Here is a 15,361-nt window from a genome sequence, read left to right as displayed (position 1 = left end):
ACGTTGATAGGCAGGGTGTGTAAGCGTTGTGAGGCGTTGAGCTAACCTGTACTAATTGCCCGTGAGGCTTAACCATACAACACCCAAGGGGTTTTGATGGACTCAATGCAAGAACATTGAATGTGTAAATAGAACTTAAAACAGCTTTCCGAATTAAAGAATTTGCTTGGCGACCATAGCGATTTGGACCCACCTGACTTCCATTCCGAACTCAGAAGTGAAACGAATTAGCGCCGATGGTAGTGTGGGGCTTCCCCATGTGAGAGTAGGACATCGCCAGGCTTTAATATCGCTTTTAGATAAATCTAAAGGCAAAACTGAGATTTAGCATTATTTAAGTAAGACTAAATTTTAGTAACAATTTGTGGAGAGATGGCTGAGTGGTTGAAAGCACCGGTCTTGAAACCCGGCATACGTTAATAGCGTATCTAGGGTTCAAATCCCTATCTCTCCGCCACTATTAAGAAGCCTCGCTAGAAATAGCGAGGCTTTTTTCATTTCTGACGTTTGTTAATTAGACGGGATTTGCATTAAGTTCCAGTTAGTCACAATCCTAGGCTAGGCACTTCCGAACTAGGTCACTACATAGAAAGTGGTCTAAGGTTATATCTTTTATTAGTTTGAAAACTGAGCAGGTTGCACTGTCACTCACCATTTAAATAGAATTCAACCAAAACTCAACTCACTGAATTTAAGATACAAAAAAGCCCAAGCTAACTGCTTGGGCTTTTCAATATCCGTTGCTTAATAGAGTTATTAGAACTCTTTTGGAGCAAAACCTGTCATTACGTCTAGGCGTAATTCTTTACCCACTTTTGTTAATGGGTGAACGATAACTAAGCCGCGTACACGCTTCTTAAGCTTGCCGATATCTGCTTGTTCTGCCTTAGTGATTTCACGAGAGAATGGCATATCAAGCAGGCTCTTACGCTCTTTGTTTAGCTCGTATGTTTGCTTGTGCTTAAGTTGATTTAGCTTCTTCGTTAAGTCATCAACTTCATTCGTGAACTTAGTAATCATTTCGTGATCACCACGAGATCGCGCCGCATCCAATTTGCGTTGGCAATTATCTAAACGGTTGTGCAGCTTTTGAATATCAGTTTTTATGCTCATGGTAATTGGGCTCAAATTTTTAATGGTCGAGGAGTATAGCATAGCTGAAATTCTACGCTCTACTATACTGCTCGATCTGCCGATTTAGTTGATCAGCTCATTACCTGAAGGAGTGCTTGTAAAGAAGGCTTCTACGTTACTTAGGGTCACAGACGCGATGTTGTTGAGGGCTTCATGAGTCAAGAACGCTTGGTGTCCAGTGAATAGTACGTTGTGACATGCAGACAAGCGACGGAACACGTCATCGACAATCACATCATTGGATTTGTCTTGGGAGAACAGGTCTTTTTCATTGTCGTACACATCCAAGCCCAAAGCTCCGATTTTGCCTTGTTTTAGCGCCTCAATCGCTGCAACAGAATCAAGCAGTTCGCCACGACTAGTGTTGATGATCATTACACCGTCTTTCATTTGCGAGAATGCATTCTCATTCAACAGGTGGTAGTTTTCTTCACTCATTGGACAATGTAGCGAGATGACATCTGCGTTAGCATAGATCTCTTCAAGAGAGCAGTAACGCGTGCCCATATCCAACGCAAGAGGGTTTTCATATGGGTCGTAACAAAGAACTTCCATCCCCAGCCCTTTAAAGATGCGCATGGTGGCAATACCTATCTTACCTGTCCCTACGACACCAACAGTCTTGCCATAAAAGTTAAAGCCGACTAGACCTTCTAGGTTGAAGTTTGCGTCACGGGTACGCTGATAAGCTTTATGCAAGCGTCGATTCAGACACATCATCATACCGACAGTGTGCTCCGCTACGGCTTCTGGTGAATAGGCAGGAACGCGGACAACTTGTAAACCAAGCTCTTTCGCCGCTTCCAAATCGACCTTGTCGAAACCTGCACAACGCATCGCTATCAGTTTTGTGCCGCCAATGGAAAGTTGTTTTAGAACTGGAGCAGACAAGTCATCGTTTACAAAGGCGCAGACAACCTCGCAACCCTGTGCCATTTTTGCAGTTTTAGACGTTAATCTAAAATCATGATAGTGAAATTCGAAGTCTCGGTTGTTTTTGATTTTGTTGAAAGAGGCTTCGTCATAGGATTTTGCACTGAAAAAAGCAATGTTGAGCATAATACCCTCTCTATTTGTGCTGAATTTGTAAAGTAATCTCCTTATAAAGTAAGCCAATTTTAGTGTAATGAGTAGTTAAATTTGCACACATTAAGTTTGCTTTAGTGTGACCATCTGACTAGCATGGTTGCTCTTTTTTGTGTTCCCCTTAAGTGGATGAGTTAGGCGTTCTGGCGATGTCAGTAAAATGGTTGTCTTTGATCTTGTGTTGTACGTTTGTGTCTGGTGCTCACGCAGCGGTCGACTTGGTAAAAGTTGATAAGTCGAAGCGTAGGATGTACCTGATGGAGAATGGCGAGGTCGTTAAAGAGTATCGCATCGCATTAGGTGCTAATCCAAAAGGGCACAAGCAAGAAGAGGGTGACAATAGAACTCCAGAAGGTGATTACACGTTAGATTACGTGATCAACGATTCTGCTTTCTATCGCTCTGTGCATATCAGTTACCCTGACGCGATTGACCGTTTGGAAGCGCATCGAAGAGGTGTGTCACCTGGAGGCGAGATCAAAATTCACGGTCTTAAAAATGGTGAGACGCAATCACCTCAATTTATTCAAAGCTTCGATTGGACTAACGGTTGCATTGCCATTACTAACGAAGAAATGGACGAATTTATCAGGCTAGTCAAAATGGGAACCCCAATTACTATTGAATGGTAATGGAGCTCCCAATATCGACATCTCAGCTATTACATAAAACGACTTGGATGGTCACTAAAGATGCCATCCAAGATTGGCAGATGTTTTAGTTTGTTGGGATTGTTCACTGTGTAACACATCACCTTATAGCCTGCTTGTTGTAGCTTATTGATTTGGCGTGAGCGAACCCAGTTAATATTGAGGTTACAGCTGTAGGCATCTACTTCTTCGAGCAACAATCGGTCTTTTCGAGTAAAGAATTCACTCAGCACACCTAGTCGATAACCCTCACAATGCTTGTGTAGTGCTCTAATGACGTCATGACTAAAGCTTGATAAAAGAATGCGTTCTTTAGGTAAAGGACCGTCTAGAAGAGTTTGAGCCACCATTTGAGCAACGTCATTGGCAGAGTGATGATCTACTTTAACCTCGATGTTAAGGTATAGGTCATTTTCTGCAGCAAGCTCTAGGAGTTCAGATAATGTCATGATGGATTCATTGGCGAATTCATCGCTGAACCAACGACCAAAATCTAACGCTTTGAGCTCAGATAATGTCATTTGGTCAACTCGACCTTTACCGTTGCTACAGCGGTTCACGGTATGATCATGGCAAACTACCAGTACATTGTCTTTGGTCGGCTGTACGTCGACTTCAACCCAATTTAACCCTAAATCAATCGCAGCTTGAACGCTGACTTTTGTATTTTCGGGGAACTTACCTGCCACACCTCGGTGGCCAATCAATAGCGTTGTCATATACGTCTATTCTCAATAAGAAACTGCACAGAATTGTACTCTTTTTTCTTTCTGAGAATAGAGTGCAAATGTACGAGGGAATCTATAACAGCGCCTATTGATGCATATATAAAGACGAATTTTTCATCATTCAAACGTCATCAAGCAGAGAAATACTGGTTTGGGTCGGTGTTCTGAGTCAAATTACGCAATAGGATTTTTGTGCTCTCATGCCCCCTACTTTTAAGGTGGACACAAAGTGAGAGCTTCGTTTTATTATCAGGGAGAGAAGTATGAAAATCGGTGTCATTGGCGCTGGAGCCGTCGGTGTTGGGGTATGTAATTACCTGCTGACTATGGGAAGCGTGAGTGAGTTGGTTCTACTAGACCAAAACTTAGAACGTGCCGAAGGTGAGGTATTCGATTTTCGACATACCGCAGCACTGACCTTCTCAAAGAACACTCATATCATTCCTACTGACGATTACCTTGATCTTTTAGGCGCGGATATTGTCGTCATTACTGCTGGCGCGCAGATCAAGCAAGGCCAGACTCGTATCGATATTGCTGAAATCAATGCCAAAATTGGTGTTGAAATCGCTCGTAAAGTTGAGCGAGTTGCCCCAAATGCTACGCTTATCGTTGTCTCTAACCCGTGCGACATTGTCGCCCACTTTATCGCTACCAATACTGGCTTTGAGAACAACAAAGTGATCAGTAGTGGTTGTGTGATTGATACTGCTCGCTTGATGAGTATTGTGGCAAATCGTGTCGATTTAGATCCTAAGAACATCTTTGGTTATGTTCTTGGAGAGCACGGCAGTAACTGTTTTACGCCTAAGAGTTTGATTTCCATCGCGGGCCAACCAGCAGATTTCTACTGTGATGCCAATAATATAGAGCGTATTGATGCCGACGAACTGCTCGAAGCGGTAAAACAGGCAGGATATGAGATTTTTCGTCGTAAGCAAAATACGGTTCATGGTATCGCAGCAAGTGTATTCCGCATCATTCAGGCTATCAAAATTAATGAGCGCTCAGTTCTCCCTGTCGGTACCATGATGTCGGGGCAATATGGCGTTGAAGGCGTCGTGATCAGTTTACCTACAATCGTTGGCAAAAAAGGCGCGGAGTCAGTGCTTACTCATCCATTTTCTGAAGAAGAACTAGAAACGCTTCAGTCCATCAGCAGCAACCTGAGGGGAATAGTCGAAGATGTTGCAAAAGTAACCGGATTAAAGTGCTGATTTAAAAGAGTAGAATATACTGAATATCGCAAGAGAGAGCCTGCTGAAAAGTGGGCTTTTTTTACGCTTGTTTTTTGGGCAAAAACCTTAAAAACTATGGTTGTTTAATCTGCAAATGAGTAATAGAATGCGAACCATTTTTATTTAAGTGGTGGTGTGCAATGTCTCGAGTTTTGATCGTAGATGACGACGTTCCTTTGTGTGAATTGTTGGAAACCGTATTGCAAGAAGAAGGCTATATCGTCTCTTCTGTTCATTGCGGAGAGAGCGCATTGCAGTATATGGAAAAAACACCCGTTGACCTCGTACTTCTCGATGTGATGCTACCAAATCTAAATGGTATGCAAGTCGCTCGTCGCATTTGCCAACGCTTTGCTACCCCCATTTTGATGCTTACAGCCTTAAATGATGAGAACTCGATGTTAGATGGTTATCAAGCTGGTGCGGATCAGTACATTGGTAAGCCATTTAACGTCTCGGAACTCCTGATGAGAATCAAAGCCATTCTTCGCCGAGTGGGTCTGGAGCGCCAGAGACAGGCTATGTGTTCTACGGTACAGAGCATTAGTGATCAGTTAGACAGTCTACCTTTAACTGGAACGGAAGCAGAGCTGTTGAGTTACCTCGTAAAAAACCAAGGTGTCGTGATCTCTAAAGCGGAATTACAAACAAAAGTCCTCAAAAAGGAACTGAGTCCGTTTGATCGAAATCTGGATATGCACATCAGTAATATTCGACGTAAATTGGTAGAAGCGGGTTTATCCAAACAGCACATCAAAACGTTTCGTGGTAAGGGTTATAGCTACTTAGAGGCTGTGACTGGCTAATGAGATTTGTGTGTCCATCCTACTTTGTGAAACGAAGAGACAGCCTCGCATTTCAGCTTTTCAGTTACATGACGGCTATCGTCATTAGCATCTTGGCCGTTCAAGCGGTTGCTGAACAAGCCTTAGTCAAAGCCATGTTAAAGGTGCCTGCTAGTGTAAAGACTGAAATGTTGGACCTAGCACATCAAGCTAACGTGTTGATCGAAGAAGGTGACATGGACGAGCTGGCCGATTGGGCGAATGCACAACACTTTTACTTGTTTGTACTCGACGAAAATCAGCGCCCTCTTACCCACCGTTTGATGCACCCGCACTTTGAATTCAAGTTGAAATTTAAGCGACGTTTGGACGAACAACTGGAAGGCCGAGTAAGTCGTCCGATATTCAATATTCCTCTTGTCGGAAACAACAGCCTAGTGATTCAGTTGCCTCATCGTTTGCACCCCGCTCATGATTTCATCCTTTATTTTTCTGTATTAAAGGTTGTCATTGCGGCGGTCATCTTGGCGTTGTTTTCTTTGTTAATGGCACGGAATTTACAACAACCATTGGACCGCTTAAGAGAAGCCAGTAAAAAGCTATCGAATGGTGACTTTAACGTCAGTGTGGTGGATGAGCTTAAGTCGAACACCCGCGAATTCAACGAGCTGGCGCAAGACTTTGACCACATGACAAAAGAGATTCATTCTCTTGCTGAAAAGCAGCGTCGCTTGATTCGTGATGTTTCCCATGAGTTACGTACACCATTAGCGCGCCAAAACTTAGTGTTACACCTATTGCGTAAGCGAGTAGGGGAAAATGAACAAACCCTAGTGACGCGTATGGAAGAAGAGGCCAATGAGCTGAACCATCTTATTGGTGAAATCTTGGAATTCAGCCGTTTAGAGAATGCTCGCTACGATACGGAATTAAAACGCAGCGATTTAGAAGTGCTACTGGCGCCGCAAGTCGAGCGCTGCAAAATCGATTTGCAGATACAGCAAAACCTTACGTTTGTTTCTGAGGCGACAAGAACAAAAGCGCAATGTGACGATACGTTAGTGGTGCGTTGTTTGAACAATTTGATTGGCAATGCCATTAAGTATGCCGGTCAGTCAGCTCAGATTGATGTTTCTCTGGCGAACAAAACAACGGACAAGCACAGCTACTTAGCCGTGACGATAGCCGACAATGGTCCTGGCATTCCACAAGATAAACTGACTGATATTTTTGATCCGTTCACACGATTGGATGCTTCTCGAGACAAAAAGTTGGGTGGTTACGGTCTGGGGTTGGCCATTGTAAAAGAATCCATGCGAATGATGGGTGGGAAAGCCGTTGCAAGCAATCGTTCAGAGGGCGGGCTTGCAGTAACATTACTTTTTAGACAGTAAAATCCATGTCAAAAGTGCTGATTTAGTGTGATCTAGATCTCGATTGTCGGCGAGTATGACCCTTTACCGCTTTACAAAACTTTACGAATGCAAAGAATGTAAATTTAATGCAAATAGTAATAGTTATCACTTATATTCACTCGCGAAATAACTAAGAGGGAACCACATAGCAGTTATGTGCTACCCAATAATCGGAGTGAATGGGTATGTTTTCTAAGAGCCAATTGGCATTAGTGATCGGTGCGGTGTTAGCAGCACCTGCAGTGGCAGAAGTTCAAAATACGGATGAGCACCTAGTCGTAGAAGGTCGTGAATTCGGTTACAAAGCGGATACGAATACAACAGCAATGCGCATGGAAATGACGCAACTGGAAACTCCAGGACAAGTTGCTGTGATTGATGAAGCAGTAATCGATGAGCAGCGTGCAAGCACGTTAGGTGAAGTTCTACAAAATGACGCGAGTGTTAGTGCGGGCGGTACAAGCCGTAACCGTGAGCGTTTCTCGCTACGTGGTTTTGAACTGAGTAGCTCAGACGGCTTCCTACGTGATGGTCGTCAGCATTGGTCACACTACCGTCAACCAATTGAGCTTTTAGAGCGTGTTGAAGTTCTTAAAGGTCCATCAGGTCTACTTTACGGTAAGTCAGAACCAGGTGGTCTGGTGAACATGGTTTCGAAGAAGCCAACAACAGAAACTCACGCGAGTCTGAGCCAAGATATCGGTTCAGATGACCATTCACGAACTGTACTTGATGTCAGTGGTTCGTTGAATGAAGAACAAACGTTGCGTGCTCGTGCCATTCTTGCAAAAGAAAGCTACGGCTCATGGCGTAAATACGGTGATGGTACGGAACCACAAACTGACCGCGTAGTAGGTGGTTTGGTGGTGGAATACGATATCACTGAAAACATCATGGTGTCAGCGCACTATGACCGTACGAAAGATGACGGTAGCGTTGATTCCGGTGCTTACATTGTCGATGGTAAAGCCGTTCGCGGTGATAAGTACATCTGGGATGCACAATGGTCAGAGATCGACAATGACGTAGAAAACTACGGTATCGACATTAATGCACAGGTGACGGACAGCGTTAACGTAAAAGCGGGCTATAACCGTCAAGATTTCAAACGTTTCGACGTAGAGTCTTACCCTAAGTTCGATATGTACGAAGAAAACGGTACGATCAAGCACAAGGGTAACGAGCGTTCTGACCATTGGGTATTTGATACTGCTTACGTAGATGTGACGACTGACTTTTCTCTGTTTGGTACAGATAACACTTTCTTAGTCGGTGCAAACTACTTGGATTACAGCTACGACCGCTTTATGGCTTTCCATGACGGCGAGTATGTTCCAGCAGGTGAGACGGTAGTGAAGCCAGAGCCAACGAGTTCTAAGAAATGGCCTACTAGCGAATATGATACGTGGGGTATCTACGCGCAAAACATGATGACAATTAACGATTACTGGCAGGTACTTGCAGGTGTTCGTTACGATGAAAAGCGCAGTGATGATCTAACGGAAAGCCAAGTATCACCAAAACTAGGTGTGATTTTCCACCCTGCAAGCAACGGTTCTATTTACGTTCAGTACTCTGAGAGCTTTATGCCTCAAGGCACGGTAAACAGTACTGATTACACCAACGATGGTGAAGAGCTAGACGCAGAACGCGGTATCTCTTATGAAGTGGGTACTAAGTGGGAACTGTTCGATGAACGTCTGCTTCTTTCTGGTGCTGTGTTTGATATCACTCTAGAAAACATCGCATTAGATGTTGAAGACGGCGTTAATGCTGGCGGTGATGTGATGTACAAGAAGACTCAAGATGGTGAGCAAGTACACCGCGGTGCGGAAATCCTAGCGCAAGGTTTTGTGACTGAGGAGCTTTCGCTAACGGCTTCTGCAATGTACCTAGATGCAGAAATCACTGAGAGTGCGGATTACAAAGGTAACCGTCCAGCGGACGTTCCAGAGTTTTCAGCAAGTGTTTGGTCTCGTTACAAAGTGCAGAACAACACTGATGTTAACCTAGGTCTGATTTATGAAGGTGAGCGCTACGGAGACGCAGCGAACACATTTAAGAAAGATGGGTATGCACGTATTGATATGGGCGTGGCGTACACACACAAGTATGATGAGAACTTAGATATTGTGGCTCGTTTCAATGTTGAAAACGTGTTTGATACTGACTACCTAGCAGGTGGTGGTAGCACCAACAGTAAACAAGAAGGAGCTAGCGGTGTAGTGATAGGCGAGGGCCGAAACTACATGGCGACAATTCAGTTCAAATACTGATAACAAACTGATTTTTAAAGGGGAAGAGTAGTCTTCCCCTTTAGTCGTTTTTGGAAAACAGAAAATATAACTCGTATGAATCTAATGAAATCAAGTATCGCTCTGTTGATCACATCGGTTTTGATTCCCGTTCAAGCGGAAAATCTTAACGATGCTCAAGCAGTGCAGAGTAAAACTAACCAAGCGTCTGCAGTAAGCCAGAAGCGTATCGATGCAAGTGCTGAGAAGTCTTTGTCACTAGAAGCTGAAATTGAACAGTTGAATGAAGAAGTCAGCAACTTGAAGATTTATCGCGACCACCTTTCGAACCTTGTTGATAGCCAAAACGAGGAAGTGGCAAGCTTGAATGAGCAAATTGAGCAGATCGCTCAAACTCGTCAAGGTGTGGTACCGCTTATGTATCACATGTTGGATGGTCTAAAGGCTATCGTCGCGAATGATAAGCCTATCCGCAAAGCGCAACGTGAGGAGCGTATTGCGAAGCTTGATGCCATGATGACTCGAGCAGATGTAGCGGATGCTGAGAAGTTCCGTCGTATTCTAGAAGCGTACCAAATCGAAATAGACTATGGCACTAAGATTGGTATCTACCAAGGCAAGATTGCATTGGAAGGTAACGATCAAGTTGAGGCTGATATTCTTTACTTGGGTCGCGTGTCGCTAGTTGCGCGTAGCCTATCTGGTGAACAGTTCTGGAGCTGGTCACAACAACAGAACGCATGGCAGTCCGTTGGTTCAGAACAAAAATCTGAACTCGATAAAGCGTTTGCCATGGCAAATAAACAGATCGCACCAAGCATGCTAACTCTGCCAGTGTCTCTAAACGTAGCGGAGGGCAAATAAATGATGAAGAAATGGCTATCGGTTGCGTTGATTTCTACTGCTGCGCTTTTACCGCATACGACGTTTGCAAGTGACACTCTGTTGCAAAAAGCACAACAAGAAAATCGCCAACAGCAATCCCATAACGTGGCTCGTGAATCTGGCTTTAACAAAACTCAGCAAGAGCTACAGGCAATGAAAAATAAGCTTGTAGCAGAACGTGCGGCGCTACAAGCAGAAGCTGACACGCTTGGTGTTACGTTTAGTGAAAACGAAGCTGAACTGGCTCAACTAGAAGAAAAACTACGTTTAGAAACAGGTAGCTTGGGTGAGCTATTTGGTGTTGTTCGTCAGAATGCTAAAGAGCTAGAATCAGAGCTTAAGCACTCGGTCACCGGTGTAGACGCGAACACTTTCCAACAAAACATCGATGATATCGTAGCGGCGAAATCACTGCCTACTCTGCCTCAGCTTCAAGCGATGTGGCGCAGTATGGAAGAACAAGTTAAAGCAAGTGGTGAAATGGCGAAAGTGTCATTCACTCTGCTTGATGGTGAAGGTCGTGAACAAACGGTCAACGGTGTTCGCCTTGGCTCAATGGCGCTGTTGGATGACGCTGGTTACGTTAAGTGGAACGGCCAACGCGGCGATGCAGTGAGCTACCTTCGCCAACCAGAAAATGGACCAACAGCAAGCTCGCTGAACTCGGGTGAAATCGATTCTTTAGTGATTGACCCATCACGCGGCATCTTGCTTGAGCAATTGGCAAATTCACCGACAATGGCGGATCGCCTGAATGCAGGTGGTGTCGTTGGTCAGATCATTCTTGGATTATTAGCGGTTGGTTTGATCATCGCGTTGGTTCGTGGTGTGTCATTGATGATTGCTCGTCAAAAAATCGCCAAACAGTTAAAGAACCCAACTCAACCAGAAGATAACCCGCTTGGTCGTATCCTTGCTGTGTACCAAAAAGACAAACATCGTAGCGTTGAAGCATTAGAACTTCGCTTACTAGAAGCGGTAGTTGACGAGCAGACTCACCTTGAGAAGGGGTTGTCGATGCTGAAACTGCTTGCTGCTCTAGCACCGATGCTTGGTCTATTAGGTACGGTAACAGGCATGATCGAAACGTTCCAAGTGATCACTCAGTTTGGTAATGGCGATCCAAAAGTCATGGCAGGCGGTATCTCTATGGCGCTAGTTACAACTGTTCTTGGCCTCGTTGCGGCAATGCCATTGCTTCTTGCTCATAACGTCTTGAGCTCTCAAGCAGAGAACATTCGCAATATTCTTGAAAAGCAAGGTATTGGTCTTGTAGCGGAACAAGCCGAGCGCGATATGCCAAAAGGCAAAAACAACCCTAACACGACAGCGGAGAACGCAGCGTAATGGAGCAGATCCTACTCAACACATTGGGTTTGATCAGTGAGGATTGGGCCTCAACCTTGATGAGCTTTATGCAGCAAGGTGGCCAAATCCTATGGTGGCTAGCAGCCGTTGTAGCGGTGTGTTGGCTACTGGTTATGGAGCGTGTACTTTACCTGACAATGGAGTTTCCGAAGGTGAAGAAACAGCTTTGTGAGCAGTGGCTAGCAAGACCTGACCACCACTCTTGGTACGCGCATCAAATCCGCGAAGGATGGATTGCAAAAGCACACATTGAACTGCGCCAAAACCTATCAACCATTAAAGTACTCGTGGCGATTTGCCCGATGTTAGGTTTGCTCGGTACGGTGACTGGCATGATCACAGTTTTCGATGTGATGGCCACACAAGGCAGTAGCAATCCAAAATTGATGGCTTCAGGCATTTCACTTGCAACACTGCCAACTATGGCAGGTATGGTTGCGGCACTTGCAGGCATGTTTGTCCATGCGCGTTTGAGCAAAGTGTGTGAGCGTAAAGCCCTCCAGTTAGAACAATCTTTAAGGAGTCAGAAGTGAGACTCGGACGTAGAAATAATCAACAAGATGAAGCCCAGATCGATTTAACATCGATGCTGGATATCGTGTTTATCATGCTGATCTTCTTCATCGTGACCAGTTCATTTGTACGTGAGTCAGGTGTAGAAGTTAACCGACCACAAGCATCGAACGTGGTTAGCCAAAAAGACGCAGGCATTTTTATTGCGGTAACAGCGGCGAACGATGTGTACATCGATAAACGTTTGGTGGATATCGAACGTGTAGAAGCGACCATTGAGCACTTGTTACTTGAGCAACCAGAGGCATCACTTGTCATTCAAGCGGATGAACATGCATACAACGGAACGGTTGTGAAGGTGATGGATGCAGCGAAAGGTGCTGGTGTGAAGAACATCGCGTTGGCAGCGGAGAAACCTTAATGGGCAGGCTACTACTCGCGCTACCAGCGTCAATTTTGATTGCGGTGAGCTTGTTTAGCTTTATGGCGTGGATGGTCGATAAAGGCAATCAACGCGCACCTCAACCGTCAGAGGCAGTGCGCTTTGACATGGTGATGGTCGAGAATGATGCTGATGTTCAACGTCGTCAACGTTCTGTTCCTGAACAGCCAGAACCACCAAAAGCACCAGAACCGATGGATTTGTCTCAAGCGGAAACTCAAGTAGAGCCTATGAGCCAAGTGACGCCAATCAGCGCATTGGGTTTGAACACTGCGCTAGATGGCATTGCGATCAGTGCTCCTAATTTAAAAGGCACGATGGGTAACCAGCAAGCATTGCCACTGTACCGCGTTGATCCTCGTTATCCAAGTAAAGCACTGAAACGTAAGATGGAAGGTTACGTAGTGATGCGCTTTACCATTGACGCGACAGGCCGCCCTAAAGACATTGAAGTGATTGACGCTAAGCCAAAACGTATCTTCGAAAAAGAAGCGATTCGAGCGCTTAAGAAATGGAAATATCAACCGAAAGTTGAAGATGGTGTCTCAATTGAGCAGTTCGGACAAACCGCTAAAGTGGAGTTCAAGTTAGCCAAATGATGAAGCAATTCTTAATCGGTGCGGTATTAAGCCTAAGTGCTTTTACCACCGTCGCGAATGAACTGAGTCAATACACGGCGACTCGTGTTCAACGCGCTCATAACCTAGCGCAAGAAGAAAAACTGCAAGAAGCCATTTCAACTCTTGAAGGCCTCGATTTATCTCGTGGTTACGATCAAGCGTTTGTGGCGCGAATGCTGGGTATTTTCTACTGGCAGAATGAGCAAGTTAAGCCTGCAATTAAACAGCTTGAGATTGCGGTAAACAGTGGTCTTCTGGAAGATGAGCAAGCTTGGCAAACGCGCAAAATGTTGGCTGATATGTTGCTCAATGAACAACAGTTCTCTAAAGCTTTGCCACATTATTACGACTTGAGTAAATCCGTTCCAGAGAGCCAAAAGGCGTATGAAATTTGGCTGCGTATTGCACAGTCTCATTACCAGTTAAGTCAGTGGAATAAAGTTCTCTCTGCAATGGCTCGTTATGAGAAATATGGCCAGCCAGACGAAATGGCACCACTGTCCATCAAGCTATCTGCAGAGCTAGAGCTGAAAAAGTGGCAGCCTGCGATTGGCACGATCAAACGTTTGATTGCGATCGAGCCTGAGCGTGTGGAATGGTGGCGTCAGCTTGTTGCTCTGTATCTACGTGTGGATGATGATAAGCGTGCTCTTGATGCTTTGGCTCTTGCGAAGCTGAAAGGCGTAGAGTTGAACCAAGATGACCTCAAACTTCTTGCTCAGCTGTATGGTAAGCGCGGTATTCCAGAGCGTGCAGCAAAAGTGTTGGGTGAGTTAAATGAAGTTAACTCAGACAGCAAGCTTAAAGCGCAGCAAGCTACGTACTGGCAAATAGCGAAAGAATGGGATAAGTCGATAGCGAGTTGGCGCGTAGCCGCGAAGCTAGATCGCCAATACTATTGGAACTTGTCTCAGTTGCTTGTCCAAGAAGGGCACCACAAAGATGCTCTGATTGCATTGGATAAAGTCTCGGGTCGCAAAGCGGATGTGGCATTGGTTAAGACTCGTGCCTACTACAAGCTGAAACGCATTGAAGACGCTCTTGCCAACGCAAAACGCGCAAATGAGATTGAGCCCTCAACTCAAGCTGAGAGTTGGGTGAAATACCTATCTCAGTTGCGTAAAGTGAAAGCGAGCCAGAACAGCTAAGTCCATGTGATAATAGAACATGCATCAGCGATCGAAAGACCCGGGTTATATCTCGGGTCTTTTTGTTTGTAAATATTGAGTCTGGTTCGATCTCTTTTTAAATATCATAACGTTATATTACCGCTATCCAGCGATAAGACTGGAACGTCAGCTTTTGTTTATAAGGATAATACAATGATTCTCGATTCTGACATCTGGCTATGGTGCCCGTTAATTTTGGCTATAGCAGCGGCTTTTCTCCGCCATACTGGAGTCGCACTCGTATTGCTTGGCATCACCTTGTTTGGCGGCTTTATTCTCGGCCGTATTGAGCTTATCGCCTTGATCAGCTCTTTGTTTGTGCTTGGCGTGTCATACCGAATTCCAAGCCTCACTTCAATGCTCAAAGCGAAGCCAAAAACGAAACCCACTTTCTATTTGGGGTGGGGAATCGTGATGGTTTGGTGTGTCTTGTTGTTTGTCCATCTGATCCCGGGGTTTAATAATCTGCAAGTGCTGGACAAGGTATCTGCGGGGCCGTTAAGTGCTCCATTCTCTATGTACCTTAACTTAGACAAGCCGCTTGCCTTCTTTGCACTTTTACTGGCTTATCCGATTTTGCTAGGTGGTGAGTCAAAGTTAAGAGTCAAACCGGCATTGCTAGTGATGATTCCTTTGCTCTTATTGCTGCCTATTGCGTCAGTGCTTGGAGCTTTAAAGTCTGAATTGAGTTTGCCATCTTGGTGGTGGTTATTTGCTTTGAACAACTTAGTCCTGACTTGTGTGGCAGAAGAAGCGCTATTTCGTGGATTTATACAGCAGTCGCTGTCCCGCCGCTTTGACTGGCGAGTAGGCTTGGTAGTAGCGAGTCTTTTGTTTGGCTTGGCTCATTTTTCTGGTGGTCCACTATTAATGATATTTGCCGCGCTTGCTGGGGCTGGGTACGGTTTGGTGTTCCATTTTACTGGCCGTTTATGGTGCGCTGTGCTCGCGCACTTCGCGTTTAATTTCTGTCACTTGCTTTTCTTTACTTATCCCATTCTAGCTCGATAACGCCTCCTCCCATTTGCTCCTGTCAGGATCGACGGGAGCAATGCTTTTTGACCAAACGTAAA

General features: G+C 44.9%; 15 protein-coding genes, 1 tRNA gene and 1 rRNA gene. 14 read left to right on the top strand and 3 right to left on the bottom strand.

From position 1 onward, the window contains the following. Positions 1-165: 165 nt before the first annotated feature. Both rrf and ATB78_RS24675 read left to right on the top strand, forming a co-directional pair. A 5S ribosomal RNA gene (gene rrf, locus ATB78_RS24680) occupies positions 166-282 on the top strand. An 84-nt stretch (positions 283-366) separates the two neighbouring features. Next, positions 367-457: transfer RNA gene (locus ATB78_RS24675), tRNA-Ser, on the top strand. Between the two features lie 299 nt (positions 458-756). Here ATB78_RS24675 and ATB78_RS24670 read toward each other — a convergent pair. Together ATB78_RS24670 and ATB78_RS24665 are read right to left on the bottom strand one after the other, a co-directional pair. Further along, positions 757-1,113, bottom strand: coding sequence for a YibL family ribosome-associated protein (locus tag ATB78_RS24670; RefSeq protein ID WP_005438317.1), 357 nt, complete (start codon positions 1,111-1,113; stop codon positions 757-759). Between the two features lie 84 nt (positions 1,114-1,197). Further along, positions 1,198-2,193 carry a 2-hydroxyacid dehydrogenase gene (locus ATB78_RS24665; RefSeq protein ID WP_061010894.1) on the bottom strand — a complete coding sequence of 332 codons (996 nt, stop codon included), beginning with the start codon at positions 2,191-2,193 and terminating at the stop codon, positions 1,198-1,200. 176 nt (positions 2,194-2,369) lie between these two features. Between ATB78_RS24665 and ATB78_RS24660 the strand changes: the two genes are divergently transcribed. After that, positions 2,370-2,852: a L,D-transpeptidase family protein gene (locus ATB78_RS24660; RefSeq protein ID WP_061010893.1), complete on the top strand. Its 483-nt coding sequence runs from the start codon at positions 2,370-2,372 to the stop codon at positions 2,850-2,852. A 29-nt stretch (positions 2,853-2,881) separates the two neighbouring features. Here the strand turns inward: ATB78_RS24660 and ATB78_RS24655 are convergent, their stop codons facing one another. Continuing rightward, complete coding sequence (locus ATB78_RS24655) at positions 2,882-3,589, bottom strand: glycerophosphodiester phosphodiesterase family protein (RefSeq protein WP_061010892.1); 708 nt, start codon at positions 3,587-3,589, stop codon at positions 2,882-2,884. 272 nt (positions 3,590-3,861) lie between these two features. Between ATB78_RS24655 and ATB78_RS24650 the strand changes: the two genes are divergently transcribed. From ATB78_RS24650 to ATB78_RS24600, 11 genes are all read left to right on the top strand, one after another. Continuing rightward, on the top strand, positions 3,862-4,815 hold the full coding sequence (locus ATB78_RS24650) for a malate dehydrogenase (RefSeq protein WP_041054316.1): 954 nt from the start codon (positions 3,862-3,864) through the stop codon (positions 4,813-4,815). A 161-nt stretch (positions 4,816-4,976) separates the two neighbouring features. Next, a complete protein-coding gene (locus tag ATB78_RS24645) occupies positions 4,977-5,642 on the top strand; it encodes a response regulator transcription factor (protein WP_005438307.1) in 666 nt (221 codons plus the stop codon). Continuing rightward, positions 5,642-7,015: a sensor histidine kinase gene (locus ATB78_RS24640; protein ID WP_045409415.1), complete on the top strand. Its 1,374-nt coding sequence runs from the start codon at positions 5,642-5,644 to the stop codon at positions 7,013-7,015. The genes ATB78_RS24645 and ATB78_RS24640 overlap by 1 nt, the downstream gene beginning before the upstream one ends. Positions 7,016-7,221: 206 nt before the next feature. Beyond that, a complete protein-coding gene (locus ATB78_RS24635) occupies positions 7,222-9,312 on the top strand; it encodes a TonB-dependent siderophore receptor (RefSeq protein WP_061010895.1) in 2,091 nt (696 codons plus the stop codon). A 75-nt stretch (positions 9,313-9,387) separates the two neighbouring features. Continuing rightward, positions 9,388-10,155, top strand: coding sequence for a DUF3450 domain-containing protein (locus tag ATB78_RS24630; RefSeq protein ID WP_061010891.1), 768 nt, complete (start codon positions 9,388-9,390; stop codon positions 10,153-10,155). Then, positions 10,156-11,523, top strand: a complete 1,368-nt coding sequence (locus ATB78_RS24625; RefSeq protein WP_061010890.1) for a MotA/TolQ/ExbB proton channel family protein — start codon at positions 10,156-10,158, stop codon at positions 11,521-11,523. It begins immediately after the preceding gene. Further along, entirely contained in the window at positions 11,523-12,077 is a 555-nt protein-coding gene (locus ATB78_RS24620) for a MotA/TolQ/ExbB proton channel family protein (protein WP_038896582.1), read from the top strand. The genes ATB78_RS24625 and ATB78_RS24620 overlap by 1 nt, the downstream gene beginning before the upstream one ends. Then, complete coding sequence (locus tag ATB78_RS24615; RefSeq protein ID WP_005438299.1) at positions 12,074-12,478, top strand: biopolymer transporter ExbD; 405 nt, start codon at positions 12,074-12,076, stop codon at positions 12,476-12,478. The genes ATB78_RS24620 and ATB78_RS24615 overlap by 4 nt, the downstream gene beginning before the upstream one ends. Next, complete coding sequence (locus tag ATB78_RS24610; RefSeq protein WP_005438297.1) at positions 12,478-13,098, top strand: energy transducer TonB; 621 nt, start codon at positions 12,478-12,480, stop codon at positions 13,096-13,098. The genes ATB78_RS24615 and ATB78_RS24610 overlap by 1 nt, the downstream gene beginning before the upstream one ends. Further along, the gene (locus tag ATB78_RS24605; protein WP_061010889.1) at positions 13,095-14,267 is read left to right on the top strand and encodes a hypothetical protein; all 1,173 of its coding nucleotides are present in this window, start codon (positions 13,095-13,097) and stop codon (positions 14,265-14,267) included. The genes ATB78_RS24610 and ATB78_RS24605 overlap by 4 nt, the downstream gene beginning before the upstream one ends. Positions 14,268-14,441: 174 nt before the next feature. After that, positions 14,442-15,299 carry a CPBP family intramembrane glutamic endopeptidase gene (locus ATB78_RS24600; RefSeq protein WP_039985319.1) on the top strand — a complete coding sequence of 286 codons (858 nt, stop codon included), beginning with the start codon at positions 14,442-14,444 and terminating at the stop codon, positions 15,297-15,299. The last annotated feature ends 62 nt before the right edge of the window (positions 15,300-15,361 follow it).

Source organism: Vibrio sp. CUB2 (assembly GCF_001557945.1).
GTDB classification, from domain to species: Bacteria; Pseudomonadota; Gammaproteobacteria; order Enterobacterales; family Vibrionaceae; genus Vibrio; species Vibrio owensii.
The sequence above is the reverse complement of the archived record's forward strand: the minus strand, read 5'-3'. Positions and strand labels throughout refer to the sequence as shown.